The organism is Streptomyces sp. JNUCC 64 (assembly GCF_054484115.1).
Window position 1 is genome coordinate 3,951,887 of sequence record NZ_CM137015.1, and the last position, 17,058, is coordinate 3,968,944.

Below are 17,058 nucleotides of genomic sequence, written 5' to 3' on the forward strand. Positions count from 1 at the left end.
CGGGCCTCGGCGGGACGACGCGCGCCGCGCCCGCCGGACGGCCCCGGGGCGGGCGGCGGCACGGCTCGTGGCGACCGTCCCGTATCAGCCAGTGTGGGAGCGGGGCCACAGGTCACGGGCCTGCCGGGGAGGCGGTCCGAAGCCCCCGGACCGGCCGTCCGGACCCCCGCCGGGGCCCCCGCCGGGAGGGTTCCGCGCCGTCCGGGGGCCTTCTGGGAGGGTGGCGCGAGGCCCGCCCGGAGGCCATCCGGGGCGTCCAGGGGCGTCCGGGCCCACGCCGGACGGTCCTCACGCCCAGGGGCCTCCTGGACGGGCGGACCCTGGGCGGGGCACGTCGCGGGGGCGGGCCCCCGTCAGCCCTTGCAGGAGTACTGGTCGACGGCATCGGAGGAGGGCCGGTAGCTCTCCACCCGTTCCGGGTGTTCTTCCGCGAAGCTACTCAGCGACGCCGTGAAGTCCTTTTTCCACTCGCTGCCCTCCACATAGGACTTGACGATCTCCTTCAGGGCCTCGCAGTCCTCCGGATACCCCTTCGGCATGGCGATGCCGTAGCGCTGTGGCACACCGATGTTCTCCTCGATGACGTGCAGTTCCTCGTCGAGGTGGTCTTCCATGAACCCGTAGAGGATCATCTTGTCCAGGAAGAAGGCGTGCACTTCCTCCTTGAGCAGCGAGTCCATGCACTCGGACGCATTGTCCACCTCGTTGACCTCCATGCCCTTCTTCCGCAGGGCCACGGCGGCGGTGGAGTCCTCGATCGTGCAGACCTGCTTCCCGATGAGGCCGTCCTCCGTGTCGATGTACGGGTCCTTCGGACCGACCAGGTACCCCTGGCGCGTCTGGATGTAGGGCCCGACGAAGGCGACTTCGTCCTCCCGGTCCGGGGTGATCGAGTAGGTGCCGATCACCAGGTCGGCTTTCCCTACGATGATCTCGGTCTCGCGCAGCTTGGACCGCACGGTCTTCTCGGACTGCTGGACGCCCAGCTCTTCCGCGACGTAGGAGCCCAGGTACGCGTCGAAGCCCGTGGGCTTGTCGTCCATGAAATAAGAGGTGTTCGGCTGGTCCTTCTTGTACGCGATGTTGACGCGGGTGAGGCCGAGGAAATCGCGTTTCTCCTTCTCGTCACCGGCGCACGCCGTGACCGTCGCGAGGAGGGCCAGGGCCACGCACGCCGCCGTCCCCCGTCTGGAAACCGTCCACATCACGCGTTCACCACTCCTCAGCCGTACAGAAGGACATCGGTGACCCTCAGGTTCACCGAACAACCGTCGTCGACGTGGACGATGAGCAGGATCCGGGTGCCGTCGCCACCGCCGATCCGCAGATCGGCGGTGGCGACGGCCTTGACCAACTTGACGGAGGTCTCCGGCGTTCCTTCCAGCGCCACGCCCAGACGGGCCCCTGGCACACAGTTCCCCTCGCCCCGGTAGGGCTCCCCCAAGGCGACCGTGAACTTCACCCGGTCCCGGTCCGTCCCGCCGTCGAGGATCAGGGTCGCCGCCCCTCCGTCCGCCACCCCGGTGGCGCCCTTGAGCGTGTAGCGGCCCGCGGCGCTCACCTCGCCGTGGTCGCGCAGGTACTCCACGCGCAGCAGCCCGGTCCCCGTGGCGACCAGGCACAGCAGCGCCGTCAGCAGCGCGATACCGGTCCGGGCGGAAGGGGCTCGCGACGGTCGTGCCGGGGGCGGTGCCGCCCGTCGCCCGCCGGTCGTCTCCCCGGCGAGGAACGCGAGCGCCACGGACGCCAGCAGGGCGGCGCCCAGCAGCACGTACACCAGGGTGAACTGGCTCATGCGGCCCTGGGGTTGTCTGACCAGCGCCACGACGACGCCCAAGAGCACGAGCGACGGCAGAAGGCTCCGTCCAGCGGTCCGTTCCCCGGAGAACAGGGAGTACCAGCGGTTGTTCTGGTGGGCGATCGTCGTGCTGCTGACGGTGCTGCCGACGACCGATCCGCTGACGGCGGTGCCGCCGTCGCTGGCCCGGGCCTCGCCCGTCCCGGACGCGGACACCGTGGGCTTCCGTTCCGGCGGCGTCCGCTTCCCGGGACGTCCTCCGCCGTTCTCCGTGGGCTCAGCCATCGGTGACCCCGGAGTTGGCGGTGCCGCCGTCCTCGGCGGTGGCGTCGCCCGTGCGCTCGGCCCGTACCGTCCCGCCGCCCGTGGTCCCGCCCAGTCGCACCCCGCTGTTCGCGGAACCGCCGCCCCGGGCCACGGCCTTCCCGGTGTCGACGGCCTCGACGTGCGGGGCCGGCCCACCGGTCCGCCACAGCAACGGGGCGAGCAGCGCGGCGATCCCGGCCCCGGCCTGGACCGAGGCGCCGACCAGCTGCCCGGTGTCCGGATCGCCCAGGAGCCAGACCACCGGCGTCGACACGGTGGCCACCGCCCCCGCCGCGACCAGCGCGGCCTTTCGCCAACGGATCACGCTCTGTCCACCTCCCCCGTGAGACGCGTGACAAGGGTTACAGAGGTTAGCGGGAGCGAAGCCGGATATCAGGGCTTCCGCGTAGTTGGCCGAACCCGGGCCGCGCACCTGGACGTTGTGCCCTCGCGGGCCCCGCCGGGGCGGGGCCGCACCGGGTGTACGCGGCCCTCCCGCCGCCGCCCGGCCCCAGGCCCCGGTCAGCGGCCGGTGCGAACCAGGCGGCGCCCCCACCGGGTCGCCGTCCCGCCCGGCCGGTCACCGCCCCCGCGCGGCTACCCGGTCACTGGCCCACCCTGCCGTCCACGCACTCGCGCAGCAGATCCGCGTGGCCGCAGTGGCGGGCGTACTCCTCGACGCGGTGCACCAGCAGTTCCCGGACCGCGATCCGGTCCTCGCCCACCCGGCGGCCCAGGTCCGGGAGCGCGGCCAGCGCGGCGTCCGTCGCGGCCTGCTCCCGCGCCAGGTCGGCGAAGGCCGCGTCGACGACGGTCCGGTCGGCGACCGCCCCGTCGAAGTCCGCGTCCCGCGCCCCGTACAGCTTCGGGAGCGGCTCGGGGTCGTCGAGCCAGCCCCGCCAGTCCCGTTCCACGGAGGCGAGGTGCCGGACCAGGCCGAGCAGGGACATCGTCGACGGCGGGACCGACCGGCGCGCCAACTGCTCCGGGTCCAGGCCCTCGCACTTCATCCGCAGGGTGGCGCGGTAGTCGGCGAGGTACTCGTCGAGGGTCGCGCGCTCGCCCTCCGGGCCGGGTCGGTCGCCCCGGTCTCGGGGGTCGTCGTCCGGGTCCGTCCACATGTCGGGGTAGACGGTCGCCTGGGTCCATCGTGCGGGTGTCTCGGTCATGAGGGCCATGGTCGTCCGCGAGGGGCTCCGCCCACCAATGGGTTTCCCCGGACGCCCCGGGGTCCGGGGCGGCTCCGGGGTCCGGGGCGCCACGCCTGTACGCCACCTGCGGGTCGGCCGTGGTCGCTCGCGCAGTTCCCCGCGCCCCTTCGGGGCCCTCCCCAGGTGCGCCACGCGCGGGTTGTCCACCCGCGCGCCTTCGGGGGCGCCCCTCCGCGCGGAGTCCAGGTTCGGGTTCCCCACCCACACCTCCGGGGGCGGGCCTGGACGTGCCCCGTCAGGGGCGCGGGGAACTGCGCGAGCGGCCCACGACGGCGGACGGCCGAAGGAGGGCGAAGGGGCGGAACGGGCGCCGTGTCAGGCGTCCTTGCTCGCGTAGACCCACTGGAAGCCGAAGCCGTACGCCGCGTCGATCTGCTGCTGTATCCACAGCTCCGGCGCCGGACGGAACCAACGGGTCTCCCGGCGGACCGAGAGGCCGTCGACCGCCGGGCGGATCAGCGCGATGGCGCAGGCCGTGGCACCGGACGGCGAGTCGTCGAGGTGGATGACGGCGCCGGGCCGACCCGGCGCGGTGACCGTCACGGTGGCGCCGAGGCTCCGGAAGTCGACGGCCCCCTCGTAGACGTACACGTAGAGCAGCAACCGGTCGAAGAGGTGCGCCCGGTCCAGGTCCACGCGCAGGGTCTCGCCGTCCGCGCTGGTACCGGTGCGGTCGTCGTGGTCGAGGAGCACGTACGGCCAGGAGGTGAGGGACCCGTACGCGTTCCCGAGGGCCTGGACCGCCGTTCCGTCGCCCGCGCGGAAGGAGGCGAGACAGCCCAGGTCCAGATCAGCGGCCACCCCGGGCCGCCAGTTGAGGTTGGCCTGGAGGACGCCCCGGCCGCCGATCCGGGTCTGCGGCCGGTCGGCGGAGAGGACGAGCGGGTCGGACGCGACGGGCCCCGGCGGGGGTTCCGTCGGACGGGTCCGGGCGGGGATCCGGGGGCGGTCGGCGTCCCGGGAGGAGGCCCTGGTCAGCGGGGTCCGGGCCGGTGGGGAGGCTGGGGGCGGGGCAGGGGCCGGGGCCGGGGGCGGTGACGGAACGGCCGGAGAAGGGGAGGGGGACGAGGGTGCCGGACGGGGGCGGGGGCGGGCCGGGGCGGCCGGGTTCCGGAGGTTGATCACCTCGCGTCGGCGGTCGTCCCCGGGACGGTGCTCGCTGGTGTTCATGGTCCCCCTCGCGCTCCCAACTCCCTTGGAAACAAAGCGGATCATATGCCCTGTCCGCGCCTTGTGCGCTAGTATCGGCCGCCGCGCACGGGGCAGGGCACGGGGGTGAGAGGGCGATCGGCGCGACGGGCCGGGACGGGCCCACCCGGTCCGGTTCCGGCCACCACGGCACGCGCGCGCCGTGGCGCACCGCGCCCCTCCGGGAACCCGCCGCGCTCCAGGGCGCACCGGGACACCCCGGGCACGCCGGAACGCTCCGGGCACTCGGGACGCCTCGGCGCTCGGGACGGACACCCGGCGCTCGGGTCGGACGGACGCCTGACGCCCAGGCACTCCGGACGCCCGGACACTCCGGCCGCTCCGGAGCGCACCCGCACCCACCCCTCCTCACTCCCCGTGTCCGCATCCGCACGCTCGTTCGTACGCTCGTGATCGTTCTCTTCTATGGGGTGGCAATGCCCGTTGGGGTACTGGCGGACCGCGACACGGTCGCCGGACAGCTCAGGGACCTGGCCGGTCAGCCCGGACTCGCGTCCAGACGCGACGAGTTGACGACGCTGGCCGACGCCCTCCAGGGGATCGGCGACAGCGACCTCGAACCCTGGACGGAACTCGACCTCTTAGCCGCGTACGCCCGGCCCGAGAGCGTCCGGCCCGCCCCCGGCGACGAACCCGGGCGCGGACGGCTGTGGGGTCTGCTGGAAGCGGCGCTCGGGGCGCTCGTCTTCGTACCGCTGCTGCTCACCTGGGTCGGACTGACCCGGGCGTCCAGCGCGTACGAGGCGCTGATCGGGTCGGACCCGAAGATGGCGGCCCGGCCGTTCCTCCAGCTGTGGCAGACCGGGTTCGACGGACGGCTCACCGGCTGGTCCACCTTCGGCAACGTGGCCATGCTCGCCACCGGGGCGCTCGTCGTCCTGCTGGTGCTGACCGCCCTGCACGGGGTCCGGCGGGCCCGCGAGGACCGCCGGGAGGCCGAGGCGGGCCGCGCAGCCGAGGAACTGCTCGCCCGGCTGGTCCCGGTGCTGACCCGCGCCCAACTCCTCCTCAACGAGGAGAGGTTGCCCTCCCCCGCCCGGTTCACCGCCGAACTCACCAAGGCCGCAGGGTCGTTGGGCTCGCTGGTCCGGCGCTCGTCCGTCACCCAGAAGGAGCTGACGGCCGCCGCGACCGCCGTCGGGGAGGCGCTCGACGGCGCGGAACGGCGGCTCGCCTCGGTGGACGCCGCGACCCGTCCGCTGGAGGACGCCGTCACCCGGGTCGAGACGGCCGTGCGCACCACCGGCGACGGGGTCGGCAAGGCCCTCGACGGGGTCCGGGCCGTCAGCGGAGAGGTCCGCGACGAGCTGGGGGAGGCCGGACGGCGGGTCGAGGACTCGGTGCACACCCTGGGCGCCGCGCAGCGGTCGTTCACCACGGCGACGGAGGTCGCCACGGACGTGTCGGCGCGGGTGCTGGACCGGCTGGACGAGGTCACCGAGGAGACCGCGCGGGCCGTCGCCGGATCGCGGGAGACGGTCCGGCGGCTCGCGGACGAGGCCGCCGCGCTGCGGGAGACCGCCGAACGGTTCGCCGAACTCGTCACGGTCGTCGCGGAGGCGGCCCGGGCCGGAGGGTTCTCCGGTCCCCGACCGGACGGGGGCGCGGGCCCACGTCCGGACGTCCACCTGGACGCCCACCCCGACGCCCACCCCGATCTCCGTCCCGAACTCCACCCGGGCGCGCGTCCGGGCGGACGTCCGGACGGTCGTCCCACCGGTCATCCCACCGGTCGGCCCACCGTCTCCCGCCCCGGCGGACCGGTACCGGTGCCGCGGGCACCGGTCGGTGACGGTCCCGGGCGCTCCAGCAGCACCGAGGGCCGCGCCGGCAGCGGGGTGGAGAGCACCGGGCACGGCGGCGGGCCGTACGGCCCCTGGGTGGACGACGAACCGCGCGACGCCCGGCCCGCCGGGGCCTGGCCGGTGACCGACGCCCGGCCCGCCGACGCCGGTGCCCACAGCGATGCCCACACCGACGCCGACGCCGGTGTTCCCACCGCGCCGCACCCGACCGACCCTGCGCACCCGACCGGCCCGACCGGCCCGACCGATCCGGCGGGCCCCCGGTGAACCGCCGGACATCGGCCTCGGCACGGCCCCGCCGCTACCACCCGCTCCACCTCGCGGGCTGGCTCTTCGCGGATCTGCTGCTGGTGCTCGCCCTGGTCGCGATGGGCGACCAGGGCGATCCGGTCAAGGCCGCCGAGGGCAAGCGCCCCGGCCCCTCCGCCTCCGCCGACGGCCAGTCGAAGAAGCGGCCGAAGGGCCCCCGCGCGGTGAACCGCAAGCCGGTGCGGGTCTCCCTCACGGCCGCGAGCGGCGACACCGACCGCATCGTGCGGAGGCTGCGCGCGGTCACCGCCCCGCACCAGGGGCGGCAGGCGGCGTTCGTCCTCACCTTCGGCAGGCATCCGGACCCGGGCGCGGGCGGCGCCTACGCGAACCGGGTCAACTCCCTGCTGGCCAAGGCCCGTCCGGGGATGTTCGAGGGGACGACCACCCGCGACTTCTGGAAGGGCGGCGCCCCCGGCTCGGCCGATCTGGAGATCTACTTCTACAGCTACTGACCCCTGCCCGCACCGCACCGCCCGCACCACACCGCACCGCCCGGATTTCCCACCAGCACCGCCCGGAGGTACCAGAACCGTGCAGATCCTTCCCTTCTATCTCGTGTGCGACGAGTCGGGGTCCATGAACGGGGACCCCCTCGACAGCATCAACAGCGCGCTGCCGGAACTGCACCGCGAGATCAGCACCAACCCGACCGTCGCCGACAAGACCCGGTTCTGCCTGATCGGCTTCTCCAGCGACGCCAAGGTGCTCCAACCGCTGGTGGACCTCAGCGACATCGACAGCCTGCCGGGGCTCGCGGCGGGCGGACTCACCGCGTACGGGGAGGCGTTCCGCACCCTGCGGACCTGCATCGAGGCGGACGTGAACGGGCTCAAGGCCGAGGGCCACGACGTGTACCGGCCGGTGGTCTTCTTCCTCTCCGACGGCGGCCCCACCGACGACGACTGGCAGCAGGCGCACAAGGAGCTGATCGACGCCCGCTACCGGCCGAACATCATCGCGTTCGGCATCGGCGAGGCGGACCGGGCGACGATTGGGCACGTGGCCAACTTCCGGGCGTTCATGCAGCAGGACCGGAACGTGTCGGCCGCGCAGGCGCTGCGGGAGTTCGCGGCCAGCCTCACCCGGTCCATCGTGCGCTCCGCGAGCAGCATCCCGGCGGACGGCAGCGGCGGGTTCAACCTGGCCGTGGACGAGACCGTGCCCGGGTTCACCACCGTCTCCCTCGACAAGCTCTGAGGCGGCGAGCACCATGCACCAGCCGGACACCCACCACCAGCCGGACGCACAGCGGCCCGGTCCCCAACGGCCCGGCGCACAGCGGCCGGACGTACCGGTGTCGGACGTACCGAAGCCGGACGCACCGGGGCCGGGCGGCCTCCACCGGACCTGGCCGCCGCCCGCGTCGGGCCCCGGGGACGAGGACCCGGGCGCCGACCGGACGGACACCGCCGACGCCCTCGACGAGACCTGGGACACCCTGCCGCCCGGAGTCGGCGCGATCGCCTACCACCCGCCCGGCCCCCAGCCGCCGTCCGTCCCCCGGCCGTCCACGGCCCGGCCGTCCACCGCCCGGCCGTCCGTTCCCGGGCCGGTCGCCTCCCCGCCGCCCGTGTCCCGGTCGGCCCCGCTGCCCCCGGCGATACCGGACCCCGCGTTCCAGGACCCGACGCCGTCGCCCTCCCCGGACCCCGTCTCCCCGCGCGCGAACGTGTCCCAGCCGCAGGGCACTTCGGAGGACGTCACCGTTCCTCCGGCCGCCGGGACGCACCCGTCCCCGTCCCAGACGCCGCCCCGGCCGGAGGGACCCCGGGAACCACAGGAGCCCCGGACCCCGACGCCACCGGCACCGGCACCGGCACCGGCAGCAGCGACGACGGCGGCAACGGCGGAAGGAACGGGCGCGGGACCGGGCCCCGGACCGACGGTGGGAGAGCCGGAGGCTCCCGTTCCCGTCCGCGACCGGGCCCCCGCCCCCGCCGTTCCCCTCCTCGGCGCCCCGCCGCACAGCGGACCGAAGCCGCCGCTGTACCCGCCGCGCCCCGGCGCCCTGCCGTCCGTGCGGGACGACCTCGACGGCGCGGTGCTGCCGGACATCGTCGTGGACGGCGCCACCCACGGCCCGCTCACCGTCCGGGCGGCCTCCGTACGCGGGGACTCGCACCGCTACGAGGGCGAACCCCGCCAGGACGCGCTGGGCGTCACCCGGCTCGGCGGCTCCGCCCCGGACCGGGGACTGCTGCTGCTCACCGTCGCCGACGGAGTGGGCTCGGCGGCCCGTTCGCACATCGGGTCCCACGAGATGACGCGGCTGGTCGCGTTCTTCCTCGACCGGTACGCCGACCGGATCGAGGAGGCGCTGCGGGACCGCGACGAACAGACGCTGGGCGCCCTGGTGAACTCCGCGGTGGGCAGCGCCGCCGAGGGGCTCGTCCAGCGGATCGCCCGGCGCGAGGGGCGGCCCGCCGACCATTCGACCACCCTGCGCGGAGTGCTCGTCCCGCTCGATCCGGCGGTGCGGCACCGGGGGTTCTTCGCGGTCGGGGACGGCGGGGCGGCCCTGCTGCGGGACGGCGTCTGGAACGTGGACGTGTTCGGCGAGGAGCGGGAGGCGTCGGGGAGTCCCGAAGGCTCCGGGATCATCGACACCGGCACCGCCGCGCTGCCCGGCTCCCGGTTCGCCCGGTCCCTGGTGTTCGGCCCGGCCGAGGAGGGCGACGTCCTGGTGCTGTGCACCGACGGACTGTCCACCCCGCTCGCCGGGGACGGCGGCATGCGCGACTTCCTCGCCGCGGCCTGGGGCACCGGGACCGTCCCCGGACCGGTCGACTTCCTGTGGCAGCTCCAGTACCGGGTGAAGTCCTACGACGACGACCGCACCGCCGTGTGCCTGTGGGAGGGGCGGCGGACATGAGCGAGGCCGACGGGGCGGACGTCCCGCTCGCCGCCCTGCCCCTCGGGCGGCGGATCGGGGACGGCGGCCAGGGCGAGGTGTTCCTCCTGACCGACCGGCCCGGGACCCTGTACAAGGGCTACCGCGACCCCCGGCGGGTGGACGGGGACGCGCTCGCCGGACTGGTCGCGGTGCGGCGCGCGCTGGACCCGGTCCACCGGGACCGGCTGGACGCGGAGGCCGCGTGGCCGCTGTGCCGGGTGGTCGACGGGGGCCGGGTCACGGGCTTCCTGATGCGGCGCGCCCCCGAGGCGATGACGTGGACGACGGCCACCGGGGAGGTCAAGCTCACGGAGCTGGCGTTCCTGACCCGCCCGCCGAAGGCGGCGTGGCGGGCGGTGGCGCAGCCGACGCCGGACGAGCGGCTCGCGCTGGCGGTGGCCCTGGTGGAGGCGCTGCACCGGCTGCACACCATGGGCCTGGTGCTGGGCGACCTGTCGGCGGCCAACGTGCTGTGGACGCTGCGGCCCGCCCCGGCGGTGCACCTGCTGGACTGCGACGGGGCGCGGCTGGTGGGGCGGGCGCCGGTGCTGGCCCAGGCCGACACCATCGACTGGGGCGATCCGGGGGCCCCGCCCGGCACGGTCACCGTCGACAGCGACCGCTACAAGACGGCGCTCGCGATGAGCCGGGTCCTCGCGTGCGATCCGTACGCGGCGCCGGGCACCCCGTTCACCCCGGTGCCGGGGGTGCTGGACGAGCGGCGGGAGGCGGCGGTGCGGCGGCTGCTGGACCAGGCGGCGGGCCCGTACGGTTCCCGGCCCGACCTCGGCCAGTGGCGGGTCGCCCTCGCGGGCCGGGAGGTCATCCGGCTGACGGCCGCCACCCCCGCGCCCCGCCCCCCGGTGGACCGCGCCAAGTTCGACGGGGAACGCCGCCGCGGCACGATCAACCTGCGGGACTGAGCGGCGCGACGGGCGCAGGCGGCTACCGGGCACGGGCGGAACGGGTGGGCCCGGGAACGACCGGCTCACCCGTTCGCCGCGTCCGTGCGGCGGGCGGGCGCCGGGACTGGTCGGCTGGACCCGTGCTCACCCCGCTGCCCCAACCGGTCCGGCGCACCGCCGCGTGGTGCGTGGCGTTCCTGCTGGTCGCCGGAGTGCTGGCGGTCGGGATCTGGCTGTGCGTCGTCTTCAAGACGGCGGTCACCCCGGTACTGCTGGCGCTGCTGGGCACCGCCCTGCTGGGTCCGCTGTACCGGCGGCTGGTGGCGGCGGGGGTCAACGCCTCGGTCGCGGCGGGGCTGACCTGCGCGGCCGTGCTGGCGGTGGTCGGCGGGGCGGTGTACATCGTGGTCGCCGCGCTGGTGGACTCCGGGGCACAGATCCTGGACTCGCTACGGGTGGCGAGCCGTTCGATCGCGGACCACTTCGGGGCGGCGGGCACCTCCCTGGACGACCTCGCGACCCACGCGAAGGAGCTGCTGGGCAAGTTCGGCGGGACCGCCGCCTCCGGGGTGATCACCGGGATCAGCGTGGTCGGCACGATGATCGCCACCGCCGTGCTGGCGCTGCTGCTGATCTTCTTCTTCCTGCGGGACTCCGGCCGGGCGCTGACCGCGCTGCACTCCTTCGCGCCGCGCGGCACCGGCCGGACCCTGGAGGCGATGGCCCGCCGCGCGTTCCGGGCGGTCGAGGGGTTCATGCGCGGGACGACGGTGATCGCGTTCATCGACGCGGTGTGCATCACCGTGGGGTTGCTGGTGCTGAGGGTGCCGGGCGCGGTGGGGCTGGGCGCGCTGGTCTTCGTCGGGGCGTACATCCCGTACCTGGGGGCGTTCATCTCCGGGGCGGTCGCCGTCCTCGTCGCCCTCGCGGACCGGGGGTTCGTCATCGCCCTGTGGGCCCTCGGAGTGGTCCTCGCGGTGCAGGTGCTGGAGGGACAGGTGCTCCAGCCGATGATCCAGAGCCGGACCGTGCAGATGCATCCGGCGATCGTGCTGCTGGCGATCACGGCGGGCGCGTCGGTGGCGGGCATCCTCGGCATGCTGCTGGCGGTGCCGCTGACGGCGGCGGCGTTCGGCGTGCTCTCGGAACTGCGGGACCACTACCGGACGGCGCCCCCGGGCGGTCCCCCCGCTTCCCCCTGATCCGCCGACGGCCCCGGACCCGTGTGGGCCCGGGCCGCGTTCACGAGGATCGCCATACAACCGTCTGAACCCCTGCGGTGTCCCAGTACATGAGTGATCATCAGATCGCCTCCATCATCGACCTCGGGCTGCGGGCCCGTGCGCTCCGGGGAGCAACCGGGGCGGCCGACGGCCCGCCCGCGAAGGATCAGGACACCGCATGAAGACCCGTGCCTTCGTCGCTCTGACGACCGGCGCCCTGGCGTTGACCGCCGCCACCACTCCCGCCGCACACGCGGACGACCGGGCCGCCCTCTCGTCCTTACGCTCCGGCTCGGTGGCCGCCACTGCTGCTGCCGATGCCCCCAAGATCACCAGCATCAAGATCAACGGAGGCAAGGGCCTGGTGGTCGGCACCTCCAAGAAGACGTTCACCCTCAAGTTCACCGCACAGCACCCCAAGGGGGTGAAGGCCGGACTCGCCGGGCTGTGGAAGGGCGGGCCCGACGTCGACCGCGCCCCGTACGCCCTGTTGCCTCCCCCCGAGCTCCAGGACGACCCCTGTGACAGCTCCAGCCGGACGACCCTGACGTGCACCTTCAAGCTCGTCGCCGACCCGAAGTCCCGGGTGGCGGACGCCGACCTGGCGAACGCCTTCGCGGGTCGCTGGAACGTGGTGGTACTCGCGCTCAGTGGCAACGACAAGCTGTACGACAACGACAAGCACACGAAGCATTCCATCAAGCGGGCGGCGAAGGTGACAGCGGACGTGTCGCCGGGTCCGGTGCGGCGGGGCGCGGACATCACGGTGACCGGTGATCTGACCCGGGCGAGCTGGGACGACCACCGGTACGCGGGCTTCGCGAGCGGCGCGGTGAAGGTGCAGTTCAAGAAGCGGGGCGCCAGCGCCTGGACGACGGTGAAGACGGTCCCGGCGGGCAGCGGGGGCAGCGTGCGGACGACGGTGAAGGCGTCGGCCGACGGTGGCTACCGTCTGGCCTACGGCGGTTCCGCCACCACCGGCGCGGCCACCTCGAAGGCCGGCTCCGTCGACGTGCGCTGACCCCATCGCACGACGGGCGCCGCGCGACGCGGCCCCGCACACGAACGGGGCGCCGTCCCGGGGCTCGCCCCCCCCGGGGCGGCGCCCCGCCCTCGGAGGGCACGGTCGCCGCCCGGCGACACCCCGCGACACCCCGGCTGTCTGACCGGATCGACGGAACCGTCGGGATCAGCGGGAGGCGGGACCGGCGGGACCGCCCGAGCCCCCCGCCCCCTCCCCCAGCTCGAACCAGATGCTCTTGCCCTCGCCCCGGGGGGCCACGCCCCACTCGTCCGCGAGGAGTTCCATCAGCACCAGGCCCCGCCCGGAGGAGGCCAGTTCGCCGGGTTCGCGGCGGTGCGGCAGGTCGTCGCTGGAGTCCGTCACCTCGACCCGCAGCCGCCGCCCGCCGGGCTCGCCGGTCACCGCCGCCGTCAGCACCGCGTCGCCGTCCGTGTGGACGAGGACGTTCGTCGCCATCTCGGAGACCATCAGGACCGCCGAGTCGACCTGCTCCCGGTCCGCCCAGTCGTGCAGCAGTTCCCGGACCTGCTGTCGGGCCACCCCGATCCGCTGGGGCTCCGCCTGGGCGACCGTCAGCCGGGTGCGCCGCGCCGGGGACACCGGCTCGGTCCGCGCGTCGCGGCGCAGCAGCACCAGCGCGATGTCGTCCTCCCGGCGGTCCGCCAGCGGACCCGGGGTGTGGTGCGAGGACGGGCCGTGCACCGCCTGCACCAGGGCGTCCGCCAGTTCCTCCAGCGCGCCGCCGCCGTGCCCGTCCAGCGTCCCCCGGATCCGGGCCCAGCCGGTGTCCCAGTCGTGGCCGCCGGTCTCGATCAGCCCGTCCGTGCAGATCAGCAGGGTCTCGCCGGGTTCCAGGACCATCCGGGTGGTGGGGTAGTCGGTGTCCGGGTCGATGCCCAGCGGCAGTCCCCCGGCCGTCGACCGGTGCAGCACCGTGCCGTCGGCCATCCGGATGACCGGGTCCGGGTGGCCCGCGCGGGCGATCTCCAGGACCCCGGTGCGCGGATCGGCCTCCACGTAGAGACAGGTCGCGAAGCGGGAGCCGTCGGCGTCCCCGGGCGGGGTCGGGCCCGCCGCCCCGTACGGGACGGCGTCGGTGAGCCCGGACAGGAACCGTCCCGCGCGGGAGAGCACCGCGTCCGGCCGGTGGCCCTCGGCGGCGTACGCCCGCAGCGCGACCCGCAGCTGGCCCATCAGCCCCGCCGCCCGGACGTCGTGCCCCTGGACGTCCCCGATGACCAGGGCGATCCGGCCGGACGGCAGCGGGATCACGTCGTACCAGTCGCCGCCGACCTGGAGCCCGCCGCCGGTCGGCACGTACCGGGCGGCCAGGCCCACGCCCGGCACCTCGGGGCCGAGGTTCGGCAGCATCGAGCGCTGGAGGCCGTCGGTCAGCTCCCGCTCGCTCTCGGCGGTGCCCGCCCGGGACAGCGCCTGCGCCAGCATCCGGGCGACGGTCGTCAGCACGGCCCGCTCGTCGGGGGTGAACGTCACCCGGTACGCGAACGCGGCCATCCACGCGCCGATCGTGCGTCCCGCGACGACCAGCGGCAGGAACGCCCAGGACTGCCGCTCGAAGGACTCGGCGAGCCGCCACGCCGTCGGGTACGCGCGGCGGTAGTCGTCCGGCGAGGACAGATAGACGGCGCGGCCGGTGCGCACCACCTCCGCCGCCGGGTAGTCGGTGTCCAGCGGCATCGCCGCGAAGGGCCCCTCCGCGCCGGGCGCGTGCCCGTGGTGGCCGGTGACGGTGAGGTGGTCGCCCGCCACCCCGAAGACGGCGAGCCCGTCGGGGGTGAAGCCCGGCATCGACAGCCGGGCCGCCACCCGCAGCACCTCCGCCGTGGACCGGGCCTCGGCCAGGGCGCGCCCCGCGTCCAGCAGGAACGCCTCCCGGGAGCGGCGCCAGTCGCCGGTGACGGGGGAGTGCGCGGCGGCGCCCGGCGGCTGCTCCCCGATCTCCTGGAGGACGCCGACCAGCTCGTAGGAGCCGGTGGCGCGGTGGTAGGCGGGCTGGGAGCGGCTGCGGACCACGCGCAGCACCCGGCCCCGGTCGTCCATGACCCGCAGCCGGGCCTCGGCCAGCGAGTTCTCGGCGACGGCGAGCCGGACGACGCCGTCGATCTCGTTCCAGTCGACGGGGTGGAACCGGGCCCGCACCCGGGCCTCGCTGATCTCCGCCGCGACGGGTTCCAGTCCGAGCAGCCGGGCGGCCTCCGCGTCCACGGTGACGATCCCGTTCGCGGTGTCCCAGTGCCAGCGTCCGGTGCGCAGCCGCCGGAGCACCTCGTCGGCCCCGGGCAGGGCGGACGGCGGCGGCTCTTCGGTACGCATTGCCCCACTGTAGGAATATCCGACCGGAAAAGGCCACCGCGTCCCCGCCGGACGGGTCCGGGGCCGGACGCGGCACGCCCCCGGGACCGGACGGCGGCCCGCCCCCGCCCCCGGGAAAGCCGGACGAGGATCTTGGAGCCGGACGGTAACCTTGACGGGCCCGGCACGTACCCCGTCAAGACTTGGATGAACCACGATGCATCGGTACAGGTCCCACACCTGCGGCCAGCTCCGCGCCTCCGACGTCGGCACCGACGTCCGGCTCAGCGGCTGGCTGCACAATCGGCGCGACCTGGGCGGCATCCTCTTCATCGATCTGCGCGACCACTACGGCATCACCCAGCTGGTGGCCCGCCCGGGCACCCCGGCCGCCGAGGTGCTGGACAAGCTGACCAAGGAGACCGTCGTCCGCGTGGACGGCAAGGTCGTCTCCCGGGGCGCCGACAACGTCAACGCCGAGCTGCCCACCGGTGAGATCGAGATCGAGGCCGAGACGGTCGAGGTGCTGGGCGCCGCCCAGCAGATCCCGTTCACGATCAACGCCGAGGACGGGGTCAACGAGGAGAAGCGCCTGGAGTACCGCTTCCTCGACCTGCGCCGCGAGCGCATGCACCGCAACATCATGCTGCGCACCGCGGTGATCGCCGCGATCCGCCACAAGATGACGGCGCTCGGCTTCAACGAGATGGCGACCCCGATCCTCACCGCGACCTCCCCCGAGGGCGCCCGTGACTTCGTCGTCCCGTCCCGGCTGCACGCGGGCCGCTTCTACGCGCTGCCGCAGGCCCCGCAGCAGTTCAAGCAGCTGCTGATGATCTCCGGCTTCGACCGCTACTTCCAGATCGCGCCCTGCTTCCGCGACGAGGACGCCCGCGCGGACCGTTCGCCGGGCGAGTTCTACCAGCTCGACGTGGAGATGTCCTTCGTCGAGCAGGAGGACGTCTTCCAGCCCATCGAGAAGCTGATGACGGAGCTGTTCGAGGAGTTCGGCGGCGGCCGTCCGGTCACCTCGCCGTTCCCGCGCATCCCGTTCCGCGAGTCGATGGCGAAGTACGGCTCCGACAAGCCGGACCTGCGGGCCCAGCTGGAGCTGGTGGACATCACCGACGTCTTCGAGGGCTCCGGCTTCAAGGCGTTCGCGGGCAAGCACGTGCGCGCGCTGCCGGTGCCGGACGTCTCCGGCCAGCCCCGCAAGTTCTTCGACCAGCTCGGTGAGTACGCCGTCGAGCAGGGCGCGAAGGGCCTGGCCTGGGTGCGGGTCGGCGAGGACGGTTCGCTGACCGGCCCGATCGCCAAGTTCCTCACCGAGGAGGACGTGGCCGAGCTGACCAAGCGGCTCGCCCTGGCCCCCGGGCACGCGGTGTTCTTCGGCGCGGGCGAGTACGACGAGGTCTCCAAGATCATGGGCGCGGTCCGCGTCGAGGCCGCGAAGCGCTCCGGCCACTTCGAGGAGGGCGTCTTCCGCTTCTGCTGGATCGTCGACTTCCCGATGTACGAGAAGGACGAGGAGACCGGCCGGATCGACTTCTCCCACAACCCGTTCTCCATGCCGCAGGGCGGCATGAAGGACCTGGAGGAGAAGGACCCGCTGGACATCTTGGCCTGGCAGTACGACATCGTCTGCAACGGCGTCGAGCTGTCCTCGGGCGCGATCCGCAACCACGAGCCGGACGTGATGCTCAAGGCGTTCGAGATCGCGGGCTACGACCGCGACACCGTCGAGCAGGAGTTCGCGGGCATGCTGCGCGCGTTCCGCTTCGGCGCCCCGCCGCACGGCGGCATCGCCCCGGGCGTCGACCGGATCGTCATGCTCCTCGCCGACGAGCCGAACATCCGCGAGACGATCGCCTTCCCGCTGAACGGCAACGCCCAGGACCTGATGATGGGCGCCCCGACCGAGCTGGACGAGTCCCGTCTGCGCGAGCTGCACCTCACCGTGCGCAAGCCGCAGCCGAAGTAGTCCGGCCCGCTCCACGGCCACGAAGGGCCCGCGACCACCACGGTCGCGGGCCCTTCGCCGTCCGCGCGCGGTCCGCGC

At 74.3% G+C, this 17,058-nt stretch carries 15 protein-coding genes; 8 read left to right on the forward strand and 7 right to left on the reverse strand.

Annotated elements, in window-relative coordinates; translation table 11 throughout:
* Nucleotides 1-353: 353 nt before the first annotated feature.
* The 5 genes from ACVWNX_RS16200 to ACVWNX_RS16220 form a co-directional block, all read right to left on the reverse strand.
* Nucleotides 354-1,205, reverse strand: coding sequence for a transporter substrate-binding domain-containing protein (locus ACVWNX_RS16200; RefSeq protein ID WP_454414792.1), 852 nt, complete (start codon nucleotides 1,203-1,205; stop codon nucleotides 354-356).
* A 17-nt stretch (nucleotides 1,206-1,222) separates the two neighbouring features.
* Nucleotides 1,223-2,014 carry a hypothetical protein gene (locus ACVWNX_RS16205; RefSeq protein WP_454407785.1) on the reverse strand — a complete coding sequence of 264 codons (792 nt, stop codon included), beginning with the start codon at nucleotides 2,012-2,014 and terminating at the stop codon, nucleotides 1,223-1,225.
* A gap of 61 nt (nucleotides 2,015-2,075) precedes the next feature.
* Complete coding sequence (locus tag ACVWNX_RS16210; RefSeq protein WP_454407786.1) at nucleotides 2,076-2,429, reverse strand: hypothetical protein; 354 nt, start codon at nucleotides 2,427-2,429, stop codon at nucleotides 2,076-2,078.
* Nucleotides 2,430-2,709: 280 nt separating this feature from the next.
* Nucleotides 2,710-3,282 (reverse strand): mycothiol transferase, encoded by a 573-nt coding sequence (locus tag ACVWNX_RS16215; RefSeq protein ID WP_454407787.1) that lies wholly within the window; start codon nucleotides 3,280-3,282, stop codon nucleotides 2,710-2,712.
* Between the two features lie 348 nt (nucleotides 3,283-3,630).
* Nucleotides 3,631-4,485 carry a tellurium resistance protein TerA gene (locus ACVWNX_RS16220; RefSeq protein ID WP_454407788.1) on the reverse strand — a complete coding sequence of 285 codons (855 nt, stop codon included), beginning with the start codon at nucleotides 4,483-4,485 and terminating at the stop codon, nucleotides 3,631-3,633.
* Nucleotides 4,486-4,940: 455 nt separating this feature from the next.
* On the opposite strand from ACVWNX_RS16220, the gene ACVWNX_RS16225 reads away from it, so the two are divergent.
* The 3 genes from ACVWNX_RS16225 (at nucleotide 4,941) to ACVWNX_RS16235 (ending at nucleotide 7,838) form a co-directional block, all read left to right on the forward strand.
* Entirely contained in the window at nucleotides 4,941-6,596 is a 1,656-nt protein-coding gene (locus ACVWNX_RS16225) for a methyl-accepting chemotaxis protein (RefSeq protein WP_454407789.1), read from the forward strand.
* Nucleotides 6,593-7,093, forward strand: a complete 501-nt coding sequence (locus ACVWNX_RS16230; protein WP_454407790.1) for a hypothetical protein — start codon at nucleotides 6,593-6,595, stop codon at nucleotides 7,091-7,093. Before ACVWNX_RS16225 ends, ACVWNX_RS16230 begins: the two co-directional genes overlap by 4 nt.
* A gap of 79 nt (nucleotides 7,094-7,172) precedes the next feature.
* Complete coding sequence (locus ACVWNX_RS16235; protein ID WP_454407791.1) at nucleotides 7,173-7,838, forward strand: vWA domain-containing protein; 666 nt, start codon at nucleotides 7,173-7,175, stop codon at nucleotides 7,836-7,838.
* A gap of 267 nt (nucleotides 7,839-8,105) precedes the next feature.
* Here ACVWNX_RS16235 and ACVWNX_RS16240 read toward each other — a convergent pair whose 3' ends face one another.
* Nucleotides 8,106-8,345 carry a hypothetical protein gene (locus tag ACVWNX_RS16240; RefSeq protein ID WP_454407792.1) on the reverse strand — a complete coding sequence of 80 codons (240 nt, stop codon included), beginning with the start codon at nucleotides 8,343-8,345 and terminating at the stop codon, nucleotides 8,106-8,108.
* 181 nt (nucleotides 8,346-8,526) lie between these two features.
* Between ACVWNX_RS16240 and ACVWNX_RS16245 the strand changes: the two genes are divergently transcribed.
* The 4 genes from ACVWNX_RS16245 (at nucleotide 8,527) to ACVWNX_RS16260 (ending at nucleotide 12,683) form a co-directional block, all read left to right on the forward strand.
* Nucleotides 8,527-9,513, forward strand: coding sequence for a protein phosphatase 2C domain-containing protein (locus ACVWNX_RS16245; RefSeq protein WP_454407793.1), 987 nt, complete (start codon nucleotides 8,527-8,529; stop codon nucleotides 9,511-9,513).
* On the forward strand, nucleotides 9,510-10,457 hold the full coding sequence (locus tag ACVWNX_RS16250; RefSeq protein WP_454407794.1) for a hypothetical protein: 948 nt from the start codon (nucleotides 9,510-9,512) through the stop codon (nucleotides 10,455-10,457). The genes ACVWNX_RS16245 and ACVWNX_RS16250 overlap by 4 nt, the downstream gene beginning before the upstream one ends.
* 122 nt (nucleotides 10,458-10,579) lie before the next feature.
* Nucleotides 10,580-11,641 carry an AI-2E family transporter gene (locus ACVWNX_RS16255; protein WP_454407795.1) on the forward strand — a complete coding sequence of 354 codons (1,062 nt, stop codon included), beginning with the start codon at nucleotides 10,580-10,582 and terminating at the stop codon, nucleotides 11,639-11,641.
* A 199-nt stretch (nucleotides 11,642-11,840) separates the two neighbouring features.
* Entirely contained in the window at nucleotides 11,841-12,683 is an 843-nt protein-coding gene (locus tag ACVWNX_RS16260) for a calcium-binding protein (protein ID WP_454407796.1), read from the forward strand.
* Nucleotides 12,684-12,851: 168 nt separating this feature from the next.
* On the opposite strand, the gene ACVWNX_RS16265 is transcribed toward ACVWNX_RS16260, so the two are convergent.
* Entirely contained in the window at nucleotides 12,852-15,020 is a 2,169-nt protein-coding gene (locus tag ACVWNX_RS16265) for an ATP-binding SpoIIE family protein phosphatase (RefSeq protein WP_454407797.1), read from the reverse strand.
* Between the two features lie 196 nt (nucleotides 15,021-15,216).
* Between ACVWNX_RS16265 and aspS the strand changes: the two genes are divergently transcribed.
* Nucleotides 15,217-16,980: an aspartate--tRNA ligase gene (gene aspS / locus ACVWNX_RS16270; RefSeq protein ID WP_454407798.1), complete on the forward strand. Its 1,764-nt coding sequence runs from the start codon at nucleotides 15,217-15,219 to the stop codon at nucleotides 16,978-16,980.
* Nucleotides 16,981-17,058: the final 78 nt, after the last annotated feature.